22 protein-coding genes and 1 pseudogene are annotated in these 23735 nt (G+C 68.9%); 6 read left to right on the forward strand and 17 right to left on the reverse strand.

Annotated elements, in window-relative coordinates; genetic code table 11:
• Positions 1 to 42 precede the first annotated feature (42 nt).
• Both eccD and mycP read left to right on the forward strand, forming a co-directional pair.
• Positions 43 to 1509 (forward strand): type VII secretion integral membrane protein EccD, encoded by a 1467-nt coding sequence (gene eccD, locus ACWEH3_RS02815; protein ID WP_450015075.1) that lies wholly within the window; start codon positions 43 to 45, stop codon positions 1507 to 1509.
• A gap of 47 nt (positions 1510 to 1556) precedes the next feature.
• Complete coding sequence (mycP, locus tag ACWEH3_RS02820; protein WP_450015074.1) at positions 1557 to 2915, forward strand: type VII secretion-associated serine protease mycosin; 1359 nt, start codon at positions 1557 to 1559, stop codon at positions 2913 to 2915.
• 176 nt (positions 2916 to 3091) lie between these two features.
• Here the strand turns inward: mycP and eccB are convergent, their stop codons facing one another.
• A complete protein-coding gene (gene eccB / locus ACWEH3_RS02825) occupies positions 3092 to 4576 on the reverse strand; it encodes a type VII secretion protein EccB (protein ID WP_450015073.1) in 1485 nt (494 codons plus the stop codon).
• 112 nt (positions 4577 to 4688) lie between these two features.
• Here eccB and eccE point away from each other — a divergent pair, with 112 nt between their 5' ends.
• Positions 4689 to 6332, forward strand: a complete 1644-nt coding sequence (gene eccE / locus ACWEH3_RS02830; protein WP_450015072.1) for a type VII secretion protein EccE — start codon at positions 4689 to 4691, stop codon at positions 6330 to 6332.
• Positions 6333 to 6347: 15 nt separating this feature from the next.
• Here the strand turns inward: eccE and ACWEH3_RS02835 are convergent, their stop codons facing one another.
• Genes ACWEH3_RS02835 through ACWEH3_RS02845 form a run of 3 tightly spaced genes read right to left on the reverse strand, consistent with a single transcriptional unit; the run spans position 6348 to position 7939 of the window.
• Entirely contained in the window at positions 6348 to 6908 is a 561-nt protein-coding gene (locus ACWEH3_RS02835; protein ID WP_450015071.1) for an NADPH-dependent FMN reductase, read from the reverse strand.
• Positions 6909 to 6917: 9 nt separating this feature from the next.
• Complete coding sequence (locus ACWEH3_RS02840) at positions 6918 to 7124, reverse strand: hypothetical protein (RefSeq protein ID WP_450015070.1); 207 nt, start codon at positions 7122 to 7124, stop codon at positions 6918 to 6920.
• 5 nt (positions 7125 to 7129) lie between these two features.
• Complete coding sequence (locus ACWEH3_RS02845; RefSeq protein ID WP_379252010.1) at positions 7130 to 7939, reverse strand: S-methyl-5'-thioadenosine phosphorylase; 810 nt, start codon at positions 7937 to 7939, stop codon at positions 7130 to 7132.
• 198 nt (positions 7940 to 8137) lie between these two features.
• Between ACWEH3_RS02845 and ACWEH3_RS02850 the strand changes: the two genes are divergently transcribed.
• Entirely contained in the window at positions 8138 to 8461 is a 324-nt protein-coding gene (locus tag ACWEH3_RS02850; protein ID WP_450015069.1) for a metal-sensitive transcriptional regulator, read from the forward strand.
• A gap of 5 nt (positions 8462 to 8466) precedes the next feature.
• On the opposite strand, the gene ACWEH3_RS02855 is transcribed toward ACWEH3_RS02850, so the two are convergent.
• The 5 genes from ACWEH3_RS02855 to ACWEH3_RS02875 all read right to left on the reverse strand — a co-directional run bounded on the left by ACWEH3_RS02855 (position 8467) and on the right by ACWEH3_RS02875 (position 14102).
• The gene (locus ACWEH3_RS02855; protein WP_450015068.1) at positions 8467 to 9402 is read right to left on the reverse strand and encodes a TAXI family TRAP transporter solute-binding subunit; all 936 of its coding nucleotides are present in this window, start codon (positions 9400 to 9402) and stop codon (positions 8467 to 8469) included.
• Positions 9399 to 10820, reverse strand: a complete 1422-nt coding sequence (locus ACWEH3_RS02860) for a sensor histidine kinase (protein ID WP_450015067.1) — start codon at positions 10818 to 10820, stop codon at positions 9399 to 9401. The genes ACWEH3_RS02855 and ACWEH3_RS02860 overlap by 4 nt, the downstream gene beginning before the upstream one ends.
• A gap of 28 nt (positions 10821 to 10848) precedes the next feature.
• Entirely contained in the window at positions 10849 to 11508 is a 660-nt protein-coding gene (locus tag ACWEH3_RS02865) for a response regulator transcription factor (protein ID WP_195084845.1), read from the reverse strand.
• Between the two features lie 46 nt (positions 11509 to 11554).
• The gene (locus ACWEH3_RS02870; RefSeq protein ID WP_450015066.1) at positions 11555 to 12967 is read right to left on the reverse strand and encodes an MFS transporter; all 1413 of its coding nucleotides are present in this window, start codon (positions 12965 to 12967) and stop codon (positions 11555 to 11557) included.
• A 301-nt stretch (positions 12968 to 13268) separates the two neighbouring features.
• Positions 13269 to 14102, reverse strand: a complete 834-nt coding sequence (locus tag ACWEH3_RS02875) for an LLM class F420-dependent oxidoreductase (protein ID WP_450015065.1) — start codon at positions 14100 to 14102, stop codon at positions 13269 to 13271.
• Positions 14103 to 14275: 173 nt separating this feature from the next.
• Here ACWEH3_RS02875 and ACWEH3_RS02880 point away from each other — a divergent pair.
• A pseudogene (locus ACWEH3_RS02880) lies at positions 14276 to 14713 on the forward strand (Hsp20/alpha crystallin family protein); the annotation flags it as partial.
• A gap of 142 nt (positions 14714 to 14855) precedes the next feature.
• Here the strand turns inward: ACWEH3_RS02880 and truA are convergent.
• From truA to infA, 8 genes are all read right to left on the reverse strand, one after another.
• Positions 14856 to 15731 (reverse strand): tRNA pseudouridine(38-40) synthase TruA, encoded by an 876-nt coding sequence (truA, locus tag ACWEH3_RS02885; protein WP_450015064.1) that lies wholly within the window; start codon positions 15729 to 15731, stop codon positions 14856 to 14858.
• Between the two features lie 106 nt (positions 15732 to 15837).
• A complete protein-coding gene (gene rplQ, locus ACWEH3_RS02890; RefSeq protein WP_450015063.1) occupies positions 15838 to 16359 on the reverse strand; it encodes a 50S ribosomal protein L17 in 522 nt (173 codons plus the stop codon).
• Between the two features lie 50 nt (positions 16360 to 16409).
• Positions 16410 to 17468: a DNA-directed RNA polymerase subunit alpha gene (locus ACWEH3_RS02895; protein ID WP_039796155.1), complete on the reverse strand. Its 1059-nt coding sequence runs from the start codon at positions 17466 to 17468 to the stop codon at positions 16410 to 16412.
• Between the two features lie 108 nt (positions 17469 to 17576).
• Entirely contained in the window at positions 17577 to 18182 is a 606-nt protein-coding gene (rpsD, locus tag ACWEH3_RS02900; protein ID WP_039795649.1) for a 30S ribosomal protein S4, read from the reverse strand.
• Between the two features lie 20 nt (positions 18183 to 18202).
• Positions 18203 to 18616, reverse strand: coding sequence for a 30S ribosomal protein S11 (gene rpsK, locus ACWEH3_RS02905; protein WP_039795647.1), 414 nt, complete (start codon positions 18614 to 18616; stop codon positions 18203 to 18205).
• Positions 18617 to 18625: 9 nt separating this feature from the next.
• Complete coding sequence (rpsM, locus tag ACWEH3_RS02910; RefSeq protein ID WP_039795645.1) at positions 18626 to 18997, reverse strand: 30S ribosomal protein S13; 372 nt, start codon at positions 18995 to 18997, stop codon at positions 18626 to 18628.
• A gap of 248 nt (positions 18998 to 19245) precedes the next feature.
• The gene (gene rpmJ, locus ACWEH3_RS02915; RefSeq protein ID WP_011207363.1) at positions 19246 to 19359 is read right to left on the reverse strand and encodes a 50S ribosomal protein L36; all 114 of its coding nucleotides are present in this window, start codon (positions 19357 to 19359) and stop codon (positions 19246 to 19248) included.
• A 150-nt stretch (positions 19360 to 19509) separates the two neighbouring features.
• Entirely contained in the window at positions 19510 to 19731 is a 222-nt protein-coding gene (gene infA, locus ACWEH3_RS02920; protein ID WP_003418601.1) for a translation initiation factor IF-1, read from the reverse strand.
• Between the two features lie 512 nt (positions 19732 to 20243).
• On the opposite strand from infA, the gene ACWEH3_RS02925 reads away from it, so the two are divergent.
• The gene (locus ACWEH3_RS02925) at positions 20244 to 23693 is read left to right on the forward strand and encodes a nucleotide-binding protein (RefSeq protein WP_450015062.1); all 3450 of its coding nucleotides are present in this window, start codon (positions 20244 to 20246) and stop codon (positions 23691 to 23693) included.
• Positions 23694 to 23735: the final 42 nt, after the last annotated feature.

Consider the following 23735-nt stretch of genomic DNA (forward strand, 5'->3'; position numbering starts at 1 on the left):
GAGTCGTGGAATCACGAGGTAGAAGACCGAGTTGGGGGAAGCTTGACGCACGCGCGACTTGACCACATCGACGAAGAATCCTCGCGCGGGATCGTCCGCGCCCCCGACCTCGCCCGGGTGACGATTCTGGCCAAGCACACTCAGGTCGACATGGCCATACCGGTCGACGTGCCGGTCGCGCTGGTGATTCCGAGCGTGGTCGACATGGTCGCCCAGCACAGCCGCTCCAACGACTTCGACAACGAGGGTGAGCGTTACGAGCCCGCGGAGTGGGTGCTCGCCCGGATCGGCCATCCGCCGTTCTCCAACTCGCTCAGCCTCGGCGAGCACGGCGTCCGCGACGGCGAACTGCTGATGCTGGAGAGCGCTTCGCACACCGCGCCGACACCGCTGTTCGACGACATCATGTACAACGTCGCGATCGCCGACGCCGACCATTACCGCAGCTGGACCCCTCGGGTCGCGCGGATCACCGGCTCGGTGCTCGCGGCGCTCACCATGATGGTCGGCTGTCTCGGGCTGCTGCTGTCCCCCGGCTCGCTGCCGATCGGGGTCGGCGGTTCGATCGCGCTGGTGGTCGCGATCCTGCTCGTCGTCACCGCGATGGTGCTGAGCAGGATGTACGGCGACAACGGCACCGCGCTGGTGCTCGGCGGCTGCGCGCTGCCCGCTGCCTTCAGCGCGGGAATGCTCTACGTGCCGGACGATTACGGCTGGGCGCACATCCTGCTCGGATCGGTCCTGGCCGGGGCGAAGGCGATTCTGGCGTGGCGGGTCACCGGCGTCGGGCTCGCGTTGTTCATCGGCGCGGCCGCGCTCGCCACCTACGCGGTGCCCGCGGCGCTGGTCGGCCTGCTCACCGACCAGCCGGAGCGGGCGATCGGCGCCGGCGCGGCGGCGCTCGGGCTCGGCGGCCTGTCCCTGGCCCCGCGAGTCTCCATGCTGTTGGCGAAATTACCGCTGCCACCGGTGCCTTCGCCGGGCACTCCCATCGATCCGACCGAGGACGACCCGGACGATCATCGCGCGCTGCCGACCATGGAAGTGCTGCGGGTGAAGTCGGAACGCGCCCGCATGTACCTCGCGGGCCTGGTCGCGGCGACCACGCTGGTCACCGTCGTCGGCGCACTCGGCGCCACCGACCCGGCGTCCGACGACCCGTACTGGCCGGGCATCGCGCTCGCCCTGGTCTGCGCCGTGGTGCTGATGTTCCGCAGCCGCACCTACGCGGGCGCGGAACAGGCCGTCGTGCTCATCTCCGGTGGCGCGTGCATCGTACTGATCATGTTGATCGGCGCGGGTTTCGCGATGCACCAGCCGCTTGCCGTGTTCGGCGCGGCGATGGTGGTCCTGATCGCGGCGCTCATCCTCGGCATCATCATCCCGAACCAGTCGGCCACCCCACCGATGCGCCGCGGCGTCGAACTGCTCGAGTACACGTTCGTCGCCGCGGTGCTGCCATTGGTCTTCTGGGTAGCGGACCTCTACGCCATCGTTCGCGGGCTGTGAACCGGGCGCTGCGCACCGGTGCGGCCGCAGCGGTGCTCTCTTTGAGCATGTCGATCGGAGTGGGTGCGAGCCAAGGCATCGCCTACGCCGACCGTCCGCCGCCGGTGGATCCCGGCCAATTGCCCGCAGGGGATCCCGCACGGCCGATGGACAAGACCGAGCGGCCGGGCAACACGCCCTGCTACTCGACCCAGCAGGGCGGCGACGGCCCCACCCCTCCCGCTCCACAGCGCTCCCTCGACCTGGCGCACGCATGGGAGTTCTCCCGAGGCGAAGGCCAACTCGTCGCGGTGATCGACACCGGCGTCGCTCGTCATCCCCGCCTGCCCGATCTCGAGGCGGGTGGCGACTTCGTGGCCGACGGCGGCGACGGGGTCAGCGAGGACTGCGATGCGCACGGCACCGTCGTCGCCGGCATCATCGCTGCGAAGCCACGGGCGGGACAGGGATTCTCGGGGGTGGCACCTGAAGCGCGGATCCTGTCGATTCGCCAGACCAGCGCGCTGTACGACTACGCGAACCGGCAGGATAGAAAGCCGGAAGATCCGCCCAAGGGGTACGGCAACGTCAATGCGCTCGCTGCCGCGATCCGGCGCGCCGCCGACCGGCACGCTTCGGTCATCAACATTTCGCTCGTCTCCTGCATGCCCAGCGGCGTGAGCTTCGGCGACGGAGCGGTCGGCGCGGCCGTGCGGTACGCCACACTGGAAATGGACGCCGTCGTGGTGGCCGCGGCCGGCAATACCGACGATAAATGCGCTGCGAGCAATCCCGGGATCGATCCGCTGAATCCAACCGGGGATCCATGGAACAACGTAACCACCAACGTCACGCCCGCGCGCTACGACGATTACGTCCTGTCCGTTGGTTCGGTCGACCAGAACGGCCTACCGTCGAGTTTCACCGTGCCAGGTCCCTGGGTCGGCGTGGCGGCACCGGGTGAGGACATCGTCTCGCTGGATCCGCGCGGAACCGGGACCATAACGGGAAAATACATCAACCAGAGTCTCTCTCCACTCAAGGGGACGAGCTTCGCCGCGCCGTATGTTTCCGGAGTTGTCGCCCTGGTCCGCGCTCGTTTCCCCGAGCTCAGAGCCCTCGACGTGATCAAACGCATCGAGGCGACGGCGCACGCGCCGGGTGAAGGCTGGAATCCCTCCGTCGGCTACGGCGCGATAGATCCGATAGCCGCCCTCACCGCCGAAATCCCGCGAACACTTCCGCCGAAACGACCGGCCGACGCCCTGAGCGTGCGCTTGCAGGTCCCATCACCGGCCCCACCACCCGACAATCGCGCCCGGGATGTGGCGCTGATCGGCAGCGGCGGCGTCGCGGCATTGCTGATCTTGGGCCTGCTCGCCTCGTTCCCGATCCGCCGCAGATTCGGCGTCCGCGACGACCAGTGAGTCAAGACCTGAGAGAACCATGATCAACGGCACATGGCTGTGCTGTTTCGCGACAACAAGTCACCGTCATGTGCCACTGATCTTGAAGACGAGGCGACGCCGCGGAGTTACTGGCCGTGTGCGGGCTCCATGAGCGCGGCGACGCGCCACAAACAGCCGATTGGGGCGGATTCAACTCAATTTTGGTTCTTCACAAGCGCTTTAGCCGGATTTGCGTCCGGCGCGACGCCGTCGTGGGCCACCATCGCTTCTTGGCGGCTGAGCGTCGGCCCGGAGGCAAGCAGCCCGACGATCGGCCATGGAGCCGGTTCCGGTTGTCGCACTCCGGACTCCGTACTCATGCCGAGCGCTTTGACTGCCTCGGCATCCCTGATGCCGTAGCGGACGCCGGTATCGGCGACATAGAACACGCTGTCCTTACGCTGGCTGTCCGGCTCGATGCCGGTGCCCTGGACGAATGCACCGGAACCGGGCTTGAAGTACACCGAGTCCACGTTGGGTCCGTCACCGTCGGCTTGGGCCAGCGGCACCAGGCGAGCGTCATCCCTCATCGGCAGACCCACGCCGGTGATCAGCGACAGCGCGGCATGATTGCCACCGCTGCCCTCCGCGGCGGCGATCGGCTTCCACGAAAGACAACTGACCGGCCGATCCTTGCTCTGCATGAGCGAGGGCGCGGTGGCCGGGTAATCCTTCACCGGCAGCGTCGTCGATATGGGCGAGTAGGTCTTCTCGTACGGGATGATCGTGGGATTCCGGCCCGCCGCCGGGTCGGAGTTGAGAATGATGTTGGCCGTCAGCTGCGCGATTTCCTGCCTGCCATCCTGCAGCACCACGAAGTACTGCTTCGTCGCGGCATCCTGCGCCACCTCGCCGATCCGATGATCACCGATGTTGTATCTCGGCTGCGCGCCACGATCGTCGATGTGCGGGACCTCGATCCGCTGCACCTCGGGAATCGCGTTGAGCAAGCCTTCGCTGATCGGCCGCGGTGTCACGTTGCGAATGCCGAGAGCCTCGGTCACGGCGTTGTTGTTCATGTCGACGCGGGCGCGCTTGTTGTCGTAGACGAGGTAAGTCGCGTCCTTGCCCTTGACGAGCAAGGCGTTACCCGGCTCCATCGCCGAAGCCTTGGCGCCGAGTTCGAGGTCGCCGATGAGCACCGAGGTGGTTGCCTTGTTGGTACCGTCGAGCTGCAGGGTGTCGCACACCGTCCAAGCGCGACCCTTGCCCTCCTTGTCGAAGGGCAGCGCGCTGGGAGCGCCTGGAATGCCGATCAATTGGCCGCGCGGCTTCTTCCCGAGTTCGGACTCCTTCACGGTCGCGGGCTTGGCGGCCTCACCCACGGCCAGGCGGGCCGAGGCGAGGTTGAGAGCCGGGTGCACCACGTCATCGATCACCGCGTAGACGGCGCCGGAGTCCTTGCCGATGAGGATCTTGTTGTCATCGCCGACTTTGCCCTGCGGGCGCAGCAACGCGAGCACGCCGCATCCGGCCAGTGCGACACACGCCAGGATCAGACCGGCCGCGTACGCGCGGGACTCGGAACGCATGGGGTCGTGCAGCATTCGCACATCCCTGCGCACCAAGGCGTGCTCCATCCGCCGGACCAGAAAGCGGTAACCGCTGACCTGCCAGCGAGTGGTAGGTTTCGAAGCCATTATTCCTCCCCCGAACAGTGCTCGCGTTCGCCGAACACAGTACAGTTCCCGGGGACTGTTGTTCAGCTCGGCCGCGGCGAACCGGCCGACATCGGGTACTTGGGGGACGACGATGGCGGAACCGGCGGGTGCGGGACCACGACCGCTTTTCGGGCGCGTCTCGATGCGGAACCTGCTGATCGCCCAGATCTTCGGGCTGATCGCCGCGGTCGTCGCATTGTTCGCCGGTTTGCCGGGGCTTCCCACGCTCGGCGTGGCGGTGGTCGTCGCGCTGATTCCGCTGATTCCGGTCGCCGGACGCACTGTGCTGGATTGGATCGCGACCTGGTGGCGCTATCTCACGCATCGGGACTACGAACTCGGCGACACCGTCGATTTCCGCGGCACCGATGGTCGCTCGCTCGGCCTGTACTGGGACGGCAGCCGCGTGGTGACGGTGGTCGAGGTACTGCCTCCCCCCGGCGGGCTGACCAGGATCGCCCGCACCACGGTGCACGCATCGCACCTGCTTCCGCTGCCGGAGCTGGCGAAATGCCTGAACCAGCACGACATCCTGCTCAGCGGCATCGACATCATCAGCCACGGGCATCGCAGCCGCTCCGGCACGCCCGCGGGCAAGATCTACGAATCGCTGCTCGGCCCGCTGCCCGCCACCGCGCACCGCACGGTGTGGCTGGCGATCGGTTTCGACGCGGTGGCCTGCCCGGAGGCCGCCGACCGGCGCGGCGGCGGAGCCGAAGGCGCGTCGCGCGCGGTCACCATCGCCACCCAGCGCATCATGCGCACGCTCGAGGACGCCGACTGCAACGCGCGCATCCTCACCGCGCCCGAGATCCGCAAGGCGGTCCTGCAGATCACCGGCGGCTACGATCCGCGCACGCTCGAACACAATTGGCGCTACGCGGAAATCGGCAACAGCGTGAACATCGGCAGCGCCTTGGATCCCAAGCGACTCGAATCAGACCTGCTCGCCCAGCTCTGGGTGGCCCCGTCACGCGGCACGACGGTGGCGGTTCGGCTGCGCCCCGGCAGTTCCGCCGACTCGGTGAGCGTCGGCGCCGCCTGGCGACTGACCGCACGCGAACTGCCCGAACGCTCCGAACTGCCGGGCATGATCTCGATGAACGGACGCCACCGTGACGGGCTGCTGGCCCATCTGCCGCTCGCGGTTCCCGGCGTGGACGACACCATTCCGATGATCGAGCACCTGATCGACATCGTCGACGATCTGCACCTGCCCTCCTCCGGCTGCGGCCAGCTGATCGGGTCCGATGACGAAGGCAACGGCGTGGCGGCTCGCATCGTCGGCGCGGGTATCTCCACGGTGTATGTCGCCGGTGAGCTGTACCTGGCGCAGCAGCTGGTTTTCCGGGCGCTCGCGGTCGGCGAACGGATCCTCATCCGCACCGACCGGGCACGGGCCTGGGAGAACCTGGTCACCACGATCGGCAATCCGGAACGCCTGACCATCGCGATCGAAACCCATCAGTCCGACGCGGGATTCACCGCCACGGTGGTGGACGGGGTGCTCGCGCCTGCCCCGCACGCGGGCGTCACCACCATCTACGTCACGGGCGATCCGATGGGCTGGCCCGCCGCCCGCCCCGACCTCGCCATCCACCAGCCCGGCGCGATCGGCAACCACGTGGTGCTGCGCACCGGCACGGCACAGGTCGACCTGACGCTGGTGTCCATCCCGAGCGAGGCGACCTACATCGGTCAGCCGCGCGGTCGGCGCGCGATGCAGCCGCAGTAAACGAGCGTGACAGCGCTAACCGGGATACGGGTCCGCCGTGCGCGCTGCTCGCAAAGTACGTGCCCACCAGGCCAATTGACGCAACATTCGTTCCGCGGCGTCGATGGCGGCCCCGTCGCGGGTGTCGCCTGTCTCGTCGAACCGCTTCTTGGCCTGGTGGAAACTGACCGTCTCGCGGACCGACACCATATGGATCTCGGCCACCACTTGCCGCAACTGCTCCACCGCACGCAAGCCACCGGAAAGGCCGCCGTAGGAGACGAATGCGATGGGCTTCGCGCGCCACTCGTGCTTCGCGGTGTCGAACGCCGTCTTCAGCGACGCCGGATAACCGTGGTTGTACTCCGAAGTGACGACGACGAACGCGTCCGCGTCCCGTAATCGCGCGCGATAGGCCGCGGTCTCCTCGTTGTCGGTGAGTTCGACCGGCAACGGCGTATGCGCGAGATCGATCACGCCGGTATCGAATTCGGGACGGGCGCGCACGGTACGTAGAAACCAGTCCGCGACCACCGGCGCGAACCGCTCCGGACGCACACTGGCCACGATGACCTCGAGCCGCAACGGGGTATCCACCGCGCGAGCCTAACTCGGGCCCCGCACGCCACCACGTACCGGCGTACCGGGCAGCGCACGCAACGGGCCGCTCTGCGCGCCGCGATAGCGGCCTTCGCCGTAGACCGCGACGGACGAGGCGAGCATCAAGCGGCCGACTCGCGCCCGCCCCATGGCACCGAGCAGCACGGCGGTCCCGCCGAGGAACCCCGCCGCCCCGATGACCAGCACCCGCATCGGACTCAAGGCAATTCGAACGGCAGCGACACGTCCGCGTGAACACGGCACCGGTCGCAAGTGTCGGTGCCGTCCACCGCGGCCACCGCGCGACGGACGAGTTCCTTGAAGGGCACGAGGTTTCGCTTGAACTCGGCGAAGACGTCGACGGCGCGCACTCCCTCGCCCTCCTCCAGACCGGCGTCCAGATCGGTGACGAGGGCGACGGCGGCGTAGCACATCTCGAGTTCGCGGGCGAGCACCGCCTCCGGGTGGCCGGTCATGTTCACCAGCTCCCAGCCCTGGGCGGCGAACCACCGGCTCTCGGCGCGGGTGGAGAAGCGCGGTCCCTCGACCACGACCATCGTGGCCGCGTGCATCATGTGCAGTTCGTCGGACTCGGCCTTGATGGCCGCGGCCCGCAGTTCCTCGCAGTACGGGTCGGCGAAGGACACGTGGATGCCGCCGCCGTCGAAGTAGGTCTGCGGCCGACCGGAGGTCCGGTCGACCAGCTGATCGGGCACAGCGACCGTGCCGGGGCCCCAGTCCGCCCGCAGGCTGCCGACGGCACAAGGCGCGAAGATACGGCGCACGCCCAGCGAACGCAGGGCCCACAGATTGGCCCGGTAGGGCAAGGTGTGCGGCGCGAATTCGTGGTTCTTGCCGTGGCGCGGCAGGAACGCCACCGGCCGCCCCTCCACCTCTCCGACGGCGATGCCCGCGCTCGGTGCACCATAGGGGGTGTCGACCTCGACGATGGTCGCCTCGTTGTCGAAGAAATCGTAGAAGCCGCTGCCGCCGATGACGGCGAGCGCGGGCCGGGGGTGCGAACTCATACCTCAATTGTCTCGTCCCGGGGTGGCCGTCGCGCGCCGGGATCCGCGTTACCCCTGCTTTCCGGCGGAACACGGACCGTTCCGACCGAGCGGGGTCTGCCGCACCAGGTGGCCCGACCTGACAAGATGCCCCCGGAGCTGTACCCTAGGGGGGTATTGATCCGGTTCCGGCGACCGGCAGGCAGCGAGGAGATATCGGTGGCAGCTTCCCCCCACGACCCCACGGCGGCCGACCACGCCGCGCACGGCTACATCACCGCCAAGGACGACTACCTCAAGCGGCTGCGGCGCATCGAGGGTCAAGCGCGCGGTCTGCAGCGGATGGTCGAGGAGGAGAAGTACTGCATCGACATCCTCACTCAGGTGTCCGCCATGACCAAAGCCCTGCAAGCGGTCGCGATGGGCCTGCTGGAGGATCACATCAGCCACTGCGTCGTGGACGCGGCCGTCGCGGGTGGCCCGGAGGCCGAGGCCAAGATCAAGGAAGCGACCGACGCCATCGCCCGCTTGGTCAGGTCCTGACGGAACTATCCGTGCCAGCGGCGATAGACCGCGGCAGCTCCTGGGTGCAGCGGGATCGGGCCGGTACTGATCAGCGACCGGCCGTCGAGGAATTGGGTGCCCGCCGCCTCGGTGGGCACCAGCGCGTCGGCGTGCCACACCAGTAGTTCGACGATGGCCGCGGCCACCTCCTCGGACATAGTGCCCGCGGCCAGCAAGAGATTCGCCACCCCGATGGTGTGCACCGAGACCCCGCCCGGATAGGCATCCGCGGGGATCGCCACCCGGTCGTATACCGGCCCGAACCCGTCCCGCATCGGCGCGGCCAGTTCGCCCATGTCCACGAGCCGCATCCGGCTCGGCACCGCGAGCCGTGCCGTCGGCACGCCGCCCGCCCACAACAGCGCGTCCGCGTCGCCCGCGGTCAGAGCGGCCACCGCCTGCGCCAAGGGGCGATGGGCGATCACCACGTCGGCGCTCGGGTCGAGCCCCGCGACGCGCAATATCCGTTCGCCGGTCAAGGCCGCGCCCGATCCCTCCGCGCCCAGGCTCACCCGCGTTCCACGCAGATCCGCGACCGAACCGATCGGGCTGTCCGCGCGCACGACCAACTGCAGGTAGTTCTCGTAGACCCGGCCCAGCGCGAACACCTGATCGGCGCTGTCGCGCACCGAATCGGCGAGAGCGAGCGCGGCATCGACCTCACCGCGCGCCAGCAACGCCAGATTGTCCTGCGAACCCGAGGTGGTGACCCGCTCGATCCGCACCTCCCCGACGTCCTCGGCGGCCAGGCCGAGCAACCCCGCGAAGGCGTGATAGAAGCCGCCGACCTCGCCGGACGCCAGCCGCGCAGTGGCGCCCCGGCCGCCTCGCCCGCACCCCGCGAGACCCGCCGCGACGGCCAACGCGAGGAAACCGCGCCGACCGACGCCGCGCCGGACGATCGGCTCCCGGCCGGTCATCGGGCCTCCGCCGCGGGCAGGCGCACCGAGACCGCCAGACCATGCGGACGCACCGCGGCCACGGTGAGCACGCCGCCGCGCGCCTGCGCCAATGCGGCGGCGATCGGCAGGCCCAGCCCGGAGCCACCGGCCCCCGCGGCCGAGCCGCGGAAGAAACGGGTGGTCAGCTTGTCGAGCTCAGCGGGAGGAACACCGCTGCCGTCGTCGCGGACGGTCACCGTGACCCAGCCCGGCTCGGTCGCGACGACCAGATCGATGTGCGCGCCCGCGCCCGCATAGCGTGTCGCGTTGCTCAGCGGTACGTCGAGCATCTGCGCGAGAACGTCGGCCGGGACCGCGACGTCGGCGTGCCCGGCCACGGCCGCCACGCGCAATTGCTGTCCGGCCGCCTCGAATGCCGAGCACCAGGCGTCGAATCGGTCGGCGATCACTTGCACGGCGTCGCACTGGTCGTCGCCCTCGGCTGTGCGGGCGACGTCGAATGCCGCCGGGGTCTCGGCGACGGCCAGGCTGAGCAGGCCGTCGAGCAACGCGGTGAGCCGCTCGACCTCGGCGCCCGCGTTGTGGAAGATGCTCGCCGCACTCGCCGGGATCGCTGGTTCCAGGGAATCGAGGCGGATGGTCAGAGCGGCCAGTGGATTGCGCATCGCGTGTGCGGTGTCGGCGACCAGCTGGCGCTGCGCGTCCGCCGAATCGGCCACGGCCAGCGCCATCGCGTCGAACGACTCGGCCAGCGCCCGCATCTCCGGCGGCCCGCCGTAGCGGCCCGCGATCGATACCGGCGCGACGGTGTCGGCACGCGGCTTGGGCAGCGTCGCGGTCAACTCCGCCACACCGTGCGACAGCGCCGCGAGCGGCCGCAGCACCCAGCGGCCGATCGTCACCGCCAGCAGCACGAACAGCGCCATCGCGACCACGCCGCCGAGCACGATCACCGCCCAGTCCCGCGCGATGTCACCGCGGGCGCGGGCCGTCGACGCCTCGATCACCACGGCCCCGTTCACCTGCACGCCGGTGCCGACCGGACGCGCGACCAGCATGCTCGGCGCGCCCCACGGCGTCAGCTTGTCCACCGCGTGCGGACGCTGATTGCGGCGCGCGGCCGCCACCGCCGCGACGATGCCGGGATCGCCCATGTCCGCGCCCGCGTTCACCGTCGGCGCACCCCTGGCGTCGACCACGAGCACGTTCTCGCCGTACAGCTCGTGATAGCGCAGCACCTCGTCGGCCAGCGCACGGCTGTCCCCCGCGGTGACCGCGTTGTCGGCGAGGGTGGCGAAGCGGTCGGCGTCCCCCGAGCGCGCGAGCACCAACTGCTGGGTGCGGCTGGTGGCGATCGTCAGCGACAGCGGGACCGCGAACGCCAGCACCGCGATGGCCGCGAACAGTGTCAGCGCGACCAGCAAGCGACGCCGCATGGCACACCTCCGGACCGCCGGACCGCGCTCACTGCCCCCACCGGTACCCGTACCCGCGGATGGTGGTGATCAGGCCGGGCCGGTTGAGTTTCGCCCGCAAGCCGGTCATGTGCACGTCCAGCGAACGCGAGACCGCGACGAACGCGTCACCCCAGATGCGGTCCATCAACTGCTGACGGCTCACCGCGGCCCCCGGCCGTTCCACCAGCGCCTCGACCAACTCGAATTCCTTCTGCGTCAGCGACACCGGCTCCCCGGCCACCTCGACGACGCGGGCGCCGAGATCGACCCGCACGTCACCGGTGACGATCACCGACTGCGCCTGTCGCGCCGCCGCGGCCGCCCGCCTGGTGACCGTCTCCAGCCGGGCGACGAGTTCCGCGATGCGCGGCGGCTTCACCAGGTAGTCGTCGGCGCCACCGCGCAAGCCCCGCACGATCGAGCGTTCGTCACTGCGCGCGGTCAGGATCAGCACCGGAACCGAACTCACCTCGCGCAGTCGCCGCAGCACCTGCAGCCCGTCGCCGTCGGGCAGTCCGAGGTCGAGGATCACCGCGTCGTAGTCGCGGTGCGCGATCAGCAGATCCGCGCCGCGGCGCTTGCGTTCGGCGCGGTAACCGCGGGCGTTGAGCGCCTCGACCAGCGCGTCTCCCACGCCGTCGTCGTCCTCGACCACCGCAAGCCGCACGCGCCGATCCTCCCACCGTGGGCGGACCGGCGCGTGTGCCGGTCGGTCAGTCACGCACGGTGGCCATCGGCCGACCCGGCTCGGCCCCCGCGGCGCCGGACCCGGTGCCTGCGCTCGCGGCGGGCTCGGCCGCGTCGATCGCCGACGAGGCCGAGGTCTCCCGCATGAAGTAGTAGGTGATCAGCGAGACGGCGATGCATCCTGCGACATACCAGAAGTACAGCGACTCGTGGCCGCCCTTCTTCAGCGCGAGCGCGATCGTCTCGGCGGTGCCGCCGAAGATCGCGACGGTCAAGGCATAGGGCAGCCCTACGCCCAGCGCGCGAATCTTCGTCGGGAACAGTTCGGCCTTCACGATCGCGTTGATCGAGGTGTATCCCGTGATGATCACCAGCGCCGCCATCATCAGGCCCCACGCGGCGACCGGATTGGTGGTACGCGCGAGCACCGTCATGATCGGCACGGTCAGCAAGGTGCCCGCCACGCCGAAGAAGATGAGCAGCTTGCGTCGGCCGATCCGGTCCGACAGCGCCCCCGCCAGCGGTTGCAGCACCACGAAGACCAGCAGCGCGATGAAGTTGATCCACGCCACGGTCGACTTGGAGATGCCGGAGGTGTTGATCATGAACTTCTGCATGTAGGTCGTGTACGTGTAGAACGCGACCGTTCCGCCCAGCGTCAACCCGACGACCAGCAGACATTCTCGGGGGTACTGCAACAGGATCCGCAGGGAACCGCGCGATTCCCGCACCTCGGCGGCCGTCGCCGCGTCGGTCGCGGTCTTCTTCGGCCGCTGTCCGGATTCGGCGCGGAACTGCTCGGACTCGTCCATGCCGTGCCGCAACCACATCACGATCAGCGCACCGGCGGCGCCGATCACGAACGGGATCCGCCAGCCCCAGGCGTTCATCTGGCCGGTGTCGAGGAACTGTTGCAGTACGATCTGCACCCCGAGCGCGACGAGCTGGCCAGCCACCAGGGTCACGTATTGGAAGCTCGAGTAGAACCCGCGCCTGCCCGCCGAGGCCACCTCGGACAGATACGTCGCACTGGTGGCGTATTCACCGCCGACCGACAACCCCTGCAGCAGCCGGGCGACCAGCAACAGAGCCGGAGCGGCCAAGCCGATGGTCTGGTAACCCGGCGTCGCCGCGATCATCAGCGAACCGGCGGCCATCACGGTCACCGATAGGGTCAGGGCCGAGCGCCTGCCGAACCGGTCGGCGTACCGGCCCAGCGCCCACCCGCCGATCGGGCGCATCAGGAAGCCGACCGCGAACACGGCGGCGGTGGACAACAGTTGGGCGGTCGGATCGTCCTTGGGGAAGAACGTCTTCGCGAAGTACACGCTGAACGCGGCGTAGACATACCAGTCGTACCACTCGACGAGATTGCCGATGGATCCGCGCAGAACATTCGCGACCACCCGGCGCTCGCCGACGGGCTGTGTCGTAGTCACAACATCTCCTTCTCCGACGCCTCATCACGTCGTCGCAGATCAGTGTGTCGACAGTCACACGCGCGCGAAATGGCTCTCGAAGCTTCCTAACAGTCCCTTAGGACGATCGCCGGAAACAAAACCGGCCCCCGGCGCAGCGCCGGGGGCCGGAGACGAGATGGGCGGTCGGGATCCCGCGGTCAACAGCGCAGCAAAGGTGCGCAGCACCGGGGGCCGCAGACCACACGGGCGGTCAGGGTCCCGCGGTCCAACAGCGCAGCAAAGGTGCGCAGCGCCGAGGGCCCGAGACGAGAACGGGCGGTCAGGATCGCCCGGTGAGCAGCGGAGCGAGGGTGCGCAGCGCCGGGAGGTAGTTGTCGCCGAGAATCTGCACCGCGACATGGTCGGCGCCGGCGTCGACGTGTTCGTACAGCTGGGCGGCGATCCGCTCCGGCGTGCCGTGCGCGATGACGGCGTCGAACAGCGCCTCACTCGGCGGCACGGTGAGGTCGGCGTCGGTGAAACCGAATCGGCGCAGGTTCGACGCGTAGTTGGTCAGGCCTATGTAGAACTGGACGGTCTCGTCGGCGACCGCGTGCGCCGCGCGGGCGTCGTCGGTCAGCACCACCTTGTGCTCGGTCGCCAGCAGCGCGTCCGGGCCGACGATCTCGCGGGCCTTCGCGGTGTGCGCCGCGGGCACGAAATACGGCAGCGCGCCCAGCGACCGCTCGGCGGCCAGCTTCAGCACGCGCGGGCCGAGTGCGGCCACCGCGCGACGTTCGGCGGGTACTCCCGCGGCGTCGAGGTCGTCGAGATACTCGACCAGCGCGTCGTATGGCTTGCGGTACTCACCGGTGTGCTCCGGGTGTCCCGCACCGATGCCGAGCAGGAACCGACCCGGGAAGCGGGCCTCGATCCGGTGGAACGAGTCGGCCACCTCCTTCGCGGGCGCCGCCCAGATGTTCACGATGCTGGTGGCGACGGTGATCGTTTCGGTCGCCTCCAGCAGCGGTTCGACCGTCGCCAGATCCGCCGGAGGCGAAGCCCCCAACCAGAGCGCGCCGTACCCGAGCCGCTCCAATTCTCGCGCGTCTTCCGGGCTGAACCCGTTGTACGCCCGCCACACTCCGAATCGTCCGAGACTGTCGAATGCCATGTTCCGACCCAACACACGCCCGGAGGGCGCTATTCCGGCCGGGCCCATCCACTGCCGGGACGGCCCCGTCGGGTCGATGCCGTCCCGATTACCGAGGGCTACTGTGGCTATTGCACAGCTATCGACGCCCGCCGCCTGGCCGGCGCCACCACTAGGAGATGGAGGTGATTGCTGTGCTTCGATTCGATCCGTTCCACGACATCGACACCGTTGCCCGCCAACTGCTCGGTGAGACCGCCGGAACCGGTCGCGCACCGCGATTCATGCCGATGGATCTGTTCAAAGCGGGAGATCACTACGTCCTGAACGCGGACCTGCCCGGCGTCGACCCCGGCTCGATCGACGTGAGCGTCGACAACGGCACGCTCACCTTGCGGGCGCAACGCACCGTGCCGAGCGAAGAAGGCGTCCAGTGGATCGCCTCGGAACGTTTCGCGGGCACCTTCATGCGCCAGGTTTCCCTCGGCGAGAATGTCGACGTCGACAACATCAGCGCGACCTACAACAACGGCGTGCTGTCGGTGACGATCCCCATCGCGGAGCGCGCGAAGCCGCGCCGCATCCAGATTTCCGGAGCGTCCCAAGAACCGAGGACCATCGAAGCGCAATCCGGCCGGTCCACACCGATGTCGCCGGCGCAGCAGGAGCAGACTCAGCAGTCGGCACAGTCGCAGCAGCAATACCCGCAGTCATCGAAGTGACCGCGTTCGCTACCCGCACCCGAGCGCGGGTGCGGGTAGCGCGCGGACATTCTCACTCGCCGCAGCAGCCTCCGCCAGATACCGGAACCGACCGCATCTCCCGCGTCTGCGCGTTACGGACCGCGAGTTCCTCATCGGCCGGGTAGTCCACGCCTATCAAGCTCAAACCATGTGCGGGAGCGACGGTGACCGAACTGGAGCGCTCGGTCTCCCGCAACAGATCGGCCACCCATTCCGGCGTCCGCCGCCCTTCGCCGACGGCCAGGACCGCACCGACCAGACTGCGGACCATCGACCAGCAGAACGCGTCCGCGCTGACGTACGCGATCAGCAGGTCGCCATCGCGCACCCAGTCGAACCGCTGCAACTCCCGTACCGTCGTCGCACCCTCCCTGCGGCGGCAGAATGCGGCGAAGTTGTGCAGCCCGAGCAGCTTTCGCGAAGCCGCCCGCATCGCGTCGACATCGACGTCGGATCGGCAGGCCACCACGCTGCGGGCTTGGAGCGGCTCCGCGCCGTACGGCGCGGTGGTCAGCCGATAGGCGTAATGTCGGCGGATGGCGGAGAACCGGGCGTCGAACTCCGGTGCGGCCGGGCGCGCGTGCCTGATCCGCACGTCCTTCGGCAGGAAGCGCGCCATCCGGTGCACCAGTTTCGCCGCGTCCAGTTCACCGGCGGTTTCGAAATGCGCGACCTGCCCCTCGGCGTGCACGCCCGCATCCGTACGGCCCGCCACGGTCAGCTGGATCGGCTCGCGGAACACCTTGCTCAGCGCGTCCTCCAGCACCCCCTGCACGGTGCGCAGACCAGGCTGACGCGCCCAGCCGACGAAATCCGTTCCGTCGTAGGCGATGTCCAGCCGGACCCGGGTACGTGGCACGTCGATACCGGGCGCGCCCGGTGCGTCCTCGCCCGGTCGATCCGACATCGATCCCACCGATTCCTCCACGGTCACATGATCCTCTGGTCGAAACGAACGAGCCCGCCGACCCAGTGCGGGTGGCGGGCTCGTGCGCGAACTCCGACGCGAAGCGTCAGGCGTCCTTCTTGTCCTCGGCGGCCTCGTCGGCAGCCGGAGCCTCGGCGGTCTCGGCGACGGCCTCGTCGGCCTCCTCCTCGACGACCTCGGCGGCCGGAGCCTCCTCCGCCTTCTTCGAGGCGGCCACGCGACGGGCGCGATCGGCCTCGTTGGTCACGGTCTTCTCGCGAACCAGCTCGATGATCGCCATCGGCGCGTTGTCACCCTTGCGCGGCAGCGTCTTGGTGATGCGGGTGTAGCCACCCTCGCGCCCCTCGAACGACGGGCCGATCTGCGCGAAGAGCTCGTGCACGACATCCTTGTTGCGGATCACCTTCAGCACCTCGCGACGATCGGCCAGGGTGCCGCCCTTCGCCTTGGTGATCAGCTTCTCCGCGTAGGGACGCACGGCCTTGGCCTTGGCCTCGGTGGTGGTGATCCGGCCGTGCTCGAAGAGCGCCGTGGCCAGATTGGCGAAGATCGCCTTCTGGTGCGACGCCGACCCGCCGAAGCGGGCACCCTTCTTGGGCTTGGGCATTGTGGTGTTCTCCTTGTATGAGGCCGGGCCGGGGCGCCTACCCCGGCGGCCTAGAGCTGTTCGGTCTCGGCGTAGTCCTGCTCGCCGCCGTCGGTGTCGCTGAACGTGCCGCTGTCGCTCCACGTGCCGGTGCTCGCGTCGTAGCCGACCACGCTGGACGGATCGAACGACGCGGGGCTGTCCTTCAGCGAGAGGCCGAGCGCGTGCAGCTTGACCTTGACCTCGTCGATGGACTTCTGACCGAAGTTGCGAATGTCCAGCAGATCCGACTCGGTGCGGGCGACCAGCTCGCCCACGGTGTGCACACCCTCGCGCTTGAGGCAGTTGTAGGACCGGACGGTGAGGTCCAGATCCTCGATCGGCAGACCGAACGAGGCGATGTGATCCGCCTCGGCCGGCGAGGGGCCGATCTCGATGCCCTCCGCTTCGACGTTCAGCTCACGGGCCAGGCCGAAGAGCTCGACCAGGGTCTTGCCCGCCGAGGCGAGCGCGTCCCGCGCGCTGATGGAGTTCTTGGTCTCCACGTCCAGGATGAGCCGGTCGAAGTCGGTGCGCTGCTCGACGCGGGTCGCCTCGACCTTGTAGGTCACCTTCAGCACCGGCGAGTAGATCGAATCCACCGGAATCCGGCCGATTTCGGCGCCGGACGCCTTGTTCTGCACGGCCGGGACGTAGCCGCGACCGCGCTCGACGACGAGCTCGATCTCCAGCTTGCCCTTGTCGTTCAGGGTCGCGATGTGCATGTCCGGGTTGTGCACCACCACGCCGCTGGGCGGGACGATGTCACCGGCGGTGACGGTGCCCGGGCCCTGCTTGCGCACGTACATCGTGACCGGCTCGTCCTCCTCGGAGGACACGACCAGGCCCTTGAGGTTCAGGATGATGTCGGTGACATCCTCCTTCACGCCCGGAACGGTGGTGAACTCGTGCAGGACGCCGTCGATGCGGATGCTCGTGACCGCCGCCCCCGGAATCGAGGACAGCAGGGTACGCCGCAGCGAGTTGCCGAGGGTGTAACCGAAGCCCGGCTCGAGCGGTTCGATGGTGAACTTCGAGCGGTTCTCGGCGACGACCTCTTCGGTCAGCGTCGGACGCTGTGAAATCAGCATGTGGATCATCCTCCTTTTTGGGCGCCCGCTATTTGACGCCTCGTCTCAGGGGTTGTGCCCGGCCGCCCATCGGGACGGCCACGCACCAGCGGCACGTCGTGCCGAGTGTTACTTCGAGTAGTACTCGACGATCAGCTGTTCCTGCAGCGGCACATCGATCTGGGCGCGCTCGGGCAACTGGTGGACCAGGATCCGCAGCCGGCCCGGGAGCACCTGCAGCCAGCCCGGAACCGGACGGTCGCCGATGGTCTCACGCGCCACCTGGAACGGCAGGGTGCCCAGCGACTTCTCCTTGACATCGATGATGTCGTACTGGGTGACCTGGAAGCTGGGAACGTCGACCTTCTTGTTGTTCACCAGGAAGTGGCCGTGCGAGACCAGCTGGCGAGCCTGGCGGCGGGTACGGGCCAGACCGGCGCGGTACACGACGTTGTCCAAGCGGGTCTCGAGCAGACGCAGCAGGTTGTCACCGGTCTTGCCCTTGAGGCGGTTGGCCTCTTCGTAGTACCGGCGGAACTGCTTCTCCATGACGCCGTAGGAGAAGCGGGCCTTCTGCTTCTCCTGCAGCTGGAGCAGGTACTCGCTCTCCTTGATCCGCGCGCGGCCGTGCTGGCCGGGCGGGTAGGGGCGACGCTCGAACGCCTGGTCGCCGCCGACGAGGTCGACGCGCAGACGACGCGACTTGCGGGTGATAGGGCCTGTGTAACGAGCCATTGTTCGTTATTCCTTTCCCGCTAGACGCGACGCCGCTTGGGCGGACGGCAGCCGTTGTGCGGCTGCGGGGTGACATCGGAAATCGTGCCCACCTCGAGGCCGGCGGCCTGCAGCGAGCGGATCGCGGTCTCGCGGCCCGAACCGGGGCCCTTCACGAACACGTCGACCTTCTTGACGCCGTGTTCCTGCGCCTTGCGCGCGGCGTTCTCGGCGGCGAGCTGCGCGGCGAACGGGGTCGACTTGCGCGAGCCCTTGAAGCCGACGTGACCCGACGACGCCCAGGAGATGACGTTGCCGTTCGGGTCGGTGATCGACACGATCGTGTTGTTGAACGTGCTCTTGATGTGCGCGTTGCCGTGCGGGACGTTCTTCTTGTCCCTGCGACGCGACTTCTGGGTCTTCTTCGGGCCCGCGGCCCGACTCTTCGGAGGCATCGGTTATCCCTACTTCTTCTTGCCGGCGACGGTGCGCTTCGGGCCCTTGCGGGTGCGCGCGTTGGTCTTGGTGCGCTGGCCACGCACGGGCAGGCCACGACGGTGGCGCAGGCCCTGGTAGCAGCCGATCTCGATCTTGCGGCGAATATCGGCCTGCACCTCGCGGCGCAGGTCACCCTCGACCTTGAACTCCGAAGCCTCGATGTAGTCACGCAGCTTCGTCAGATCGTCGTCGCTGAGATCCTTCGAACGCAGGTCCGGGCTGACGCCGGTGGCCTCCAGGATCTCTTTGGAGCGGGTACGGCCAATGCCGAAAATGTAGGTCAGTGCGATCTCCATGCGCTTCTCGCGCGGGAGGTCGACGCCCATGAGACGTGCCATCTGGCAGTTTCCTTAATCGTTGCGGAGGTCTGCTCCCTGTCCGTCCCCTCGTCTTGGCGGGGCACCGGCCTCCGAACCGGTGGTAGGCGCGCACGCCCAGGGCGAACCCTGATTTCCGCAGCGTGCGGCTGGTGCTGGGAGTTCTTCTTGCCAATCCGAACTGCGGTTCGGTGCTTGGCTGGTGTCGCGTCGAGCGTTCGCCGTCGGCAAGCCTCGGGCGGGTGGTGCGAGGTCTCCCTCGCCTCCGCTCAGCCCTGGCGCTGCTTGTGGCGCAGGTTGTCGCAGATCACCATGACCCGGCCGTGACGGCGGATCACCTTGCACTTCTCGCAGATCTTCTTGACGCTCGGCTGAACCTTCACGTCCGTCCAATCTGTTGTGGTTCACAGGGGTGTGAACACAGTTTTTCCCCAGTCGGCGACTGGGGAAGCTCTGGTGTGAGTCTCTCGACTCGGCCCCGGCTCACGCCGGGACTGCCGGCTCGCAACCGACGCCGATCGCGCCGGGCACGATCACTTGTAGCGGTATACGATCCGGCCACGCGACAGGTCGTAGGGCGAGAGCTCGACGACCACACGGTCCTCGGGGAGGATGCGAATGTAGTGCTGCCGCATCTTCCCGCTGATGTGCGCGAGAACCTTGTGTCCGTTCTCGAGCTCGATCCGGAACATCGCATTGGGCAGCGGTTCGACAACTCGACCCTCGACCTCGATGGCCCCGTCTTTCTTCGCCATGTCCTCCGCGATCCCGGTTACGCTCAACCTGGTTTGTTTGCTGGTTCTGCTCGAATGAGACCGGTCGCCGGAGCGAACCGCTCGCACACAAACAGGCGGCGCCTAGGTGCACCGCCGCTCCAGCTTACCGATCCGTTCCGGATCGGGCAAAAATGCCTCCCTGTATACCCGTGTCGCCAGCGGTTTCGCAGCCGTCTTCCCACTCGTGGCGGGCCTCGGACGCTGCGCCGCGACGGCACCGGGTTGTCGCGTAAACTGGCCGCTGTCCAGGTATTTGGGTCGAACGGATCGAGGGGGACGCGTGAGCCGGCGCAGCGTGCGAGCCACCGGCGTAGGCGCTCTCGGTCGCGGCCGAAGCGAGCGGCAGGGAGGCGAGGCCGTGTGTAATCGTAGCGAGCGAGTCAACGGCAGAGCGTCCCTGGCCACGACCGAGCCGAGCGGGCAGCGAGGGCAGTCGTGACCGAGCGCAGCGAGCGAGAGATCGGCACGCCGAACATCGGCGAGGCGCAGTCGTGAGCCGTAGCAATGACGGCCTGCCCATGCTGCCGCCGTGGCTGTCGGAAAGCGACGTCGGCCAGAGCGGCTACGAAGCGCCGGTACAGAACCTTCCGCACGACGACCTCATCGAGGACTCCTCCAGCCGCAGGCGCGGCCGTTTGCGCAGCCGCGCGCCCGAGGCGGAACGCCCGGATGCCGCACGGCCGGAGAAGCGCCGTAAGGGCTGGCGTCGCGACAAGCACGAGGGGAATGCCGAGGAGGAACAGCGGCAGGGCGCCGCGGGTCGCGCGCCCGCGCCGGTTCCGGAGGAGCAAGCACCGGCTCGGCCACCGCACGAGTCCTGGCAACAACCGCAAGAGTCCTGGCAACAGCCACAGGAGTCCCGACAGCAGCAGCCGCAAGATTCACGGCAGCACCCGCAGGAGTCCTGGCAACAGCCACAGGAATCCTGGCAGCAGCCCCCGCAAGAGTCCCCCCGGCAACAGCCATACGAGGCCTGGCAGCAGCCGCCGGAGTCCGGGCCCCACCCACAGGAATCCCAGCAGCAGCCGCAGGAGTCCTGGCAGCAGCGCGGCTACGACCGCACTCCACCGGCGCAGGACAGTTCGTGGCAAGCGCCGCCGGAACGCACCGGCGGTCCGCAGCACAGCCTGCCCACGCGCAATCCGTCGCAGCCCTCACCCGGTTTCCAGCCACTGGGCAGCAGGTCCGCGAACCCGCCCGCGTCGAACGAGCAGCAGGCGCGCCAGCAGGCGGACCCGCCGGAGCTCCCGCCACCGCCGCCCCGGCAACCAGCCGACGAGCAGCCCGCTCCGCCCCGGAACGACGAGCATGCCCCGTCGTCGCACGGCCGGAGCGCGCCCCGCCAGGCCGTCGGCGGCCGACCTCCGCTCGGGCCGCAGCACGGCGGATGGCCGTCCACCGGCAACCCTCGCCTCGATGCCGCCCTGTCAGCCGTGGCTCCGAACCTGTGGCCGAACTCGGCTCCGACCGATCGGACCCCACCGATGGGTCCGAGCCCGACCGGAAACGAGGCGACTCAGCGCGGCGAGTCTCGCGAGACCCCACCCGCCGGTCCGAACCAGACCTGGCCTACCTCGACATCGACCGGCCGCCAACCGTCCGCGCAACCGCCCCAAGGCGGATATCCCGCCGCGCCTCCGTCCGCTCCGGACCAGCAGGCGCGGCAGGGCGGACACTCCTCGACGCCGACCAGCGCACAGCCCGCGCCGCAGCCGCCCGTCGACCCGGCGACGTCGACTCCCGACCGAAGCACGGCCGACCACACGGCGCGACAGAACGCTCAGGCACCGACCGGCGTGCCATCCGCTCCACCGTCAGCAGGCCCGACCAGCGGCGGAACCTCGCCCGTAACCGGCCCGGAGCACGCGGCACGGCAGAGCGGACACCCGTCGGCCCCGACCGCCACGCCGGTATCCAGCGCGTGGCAGGCCCCCGACCCGCTGAGCGAAAATGCGCAGTCACCGCACGGCGAGCGATCCGAGCCGTCAGCGGGCGAGCACGCGGAGCCGTACGGCGATCCGACAGCGGCACGTTCCGCTGAAAATCCCGTTTCCGGGAGAGCAGACGCGGATCGGCAGGCCGAGAGCCGAGAAGCGCCGCCGACCGGCGCCGACACCGGCAAGTCATCCACCGGCGCAAGCCCGGCCGAACCGCACAGCGAGAACACCACTGCCGGGGTGAACCGGAGCGCGGCTGCGGCTCAGGCCGCGACAACGTCGGCCGGTGCTGGATCCGAGCACGGCTCCACGCCGGGCACCGGCGACATCACGCCGTCGAGCGATGCCCACCGGACTCCGCCCATTACCGGGCATCCGGCGCAAGCCCCGCAGACCGCCTCACCCGTTCCCACAGCGGTGATTCCTGATGGTCCGCCGCCGTGGCTCGCGGCTCCTCGGCCCGAGCAGGCCGACGCGCCCGCGACCGACGCGCCGCGCCGACTCCCACCGCTGCCCGCGCCGCACGAGCGGCCGCACAACAGTGCATCCGGTACCGCGCCGGAGGCCCCCGTGCAGCCCGACTCGGCCGGGTCGGTCGATGCGACTCACGTACAAAGAGACTCGAGCGCACCGGCGTCGAACCGGGTCGGCGCGACCGGCATCGGTCCGGCGGCGGCACGGCCTGTCGCCGGTGGCGGACGCCACCGGCTGTCCGCGGAGCCGAACGAACCTTCGGCGTCCCAACCGCCGGTCGGACAAGCGCCGAACTCCGAGCAGCAGCCGCAACCTCAGCCCCGTTCGGATGCGGCTTACTACGCGGGCGCGCCACAGCCGCACCCCTACGCCTCGGGCGGGGTACCCGGCGGTCACCCGACGCAGTCCGCGGGCGACCAGGCAGCGGGCGGCGCGCCGCAGGTACCCATCGACCAGTGGCGTAATGCTGCCGCGCCCGAATCCGGTCCGGCATCACCGCATTCCGTGCCGCCGCACCAGGCCACTGGGCACCCCGCCACGCAGTGGGGCACGCCTCCCGGCTACCCACAGCCGCCCGCCCAACAGCAGGGCGCCCCGTTCCAGCAGCCTTCACTCGACGACGTGCCACTGCGCCGGGCCAAGAAAGCTCCGGGAACCGGGTGGCGCAAGGCCGTGCACCACGTGTCGGGCGGCGCGATCAACCCGGGTATGTCCGCCGAGGAACGCAGGTTGCAGGAACTGGTCGCGCGGATCAGGCAGCCCGTCCGCGGCGACTACCGGATCGCGGTGCTGTCGCTCAAGGGCGGTGTCGGAAAGACCACCACCACAATGGGTCTCGGCTCCACCTTCGCCTCGATCCGGGGCGACCGGGTGATCGCCGTCGACGCCAATCCGGACTTCGGCACGCTGTCGCAACGAGTGCCCCTGCAGACCAGGTCCACCGTGCGCGACCTACTCCTCGATTCGACCATCCAGCGCTATTCGGATGTGCGCAGACACACCTCGCAGGCGACGAGCCGCCTGGAAGTGCTTGCCAGCGAACGTGATCCGGCCGCGTCGGAGGCGTTCAGCGAAGAGGAGTACCGCGCCGTCGCCCGAATCCTGCAGCGGTTCTACAACATCATCCTCACCGACTGCGGTACCGGGCTCATGCATTCGGCCATGTCCGGTGTACTCGACCTGGCGCACTCGCTGGTACTGATCTCCTCCCCCGCGATCGACGGAGCCCGCAGTGCCGCAGCCACATTGGACTGGTTGTCGCTGCACGGCCACGACCATTTGGTGCGCAACGCGGTGGTGGTGATCAACTCCCCGCGGGCCGGATCGCCGAACGTCGGTATCCAGCAGCTACGGGAGTACTTTCTGTCCCGGTGCCGCGCCGTGCACATCATCCCGTTCGACGCGCACATGTCCGAGGGCGCCGAAATCGATTTGCACCGCTTGCACAAGCAGACCAAGCGGGCCTACGTCGAGCTGGCCGCGACCGTCGCGGACGACTTCGCCACCGATCACCGTCGTTACCACCCGTGACACCCGCCGGGCGGTGGCCCGGCGGGGCGGAGGGCGAACGGA

The sequence above is a fragment of the Nocardia sp. NPDC004718 genome (assembly GCF_053601535.1).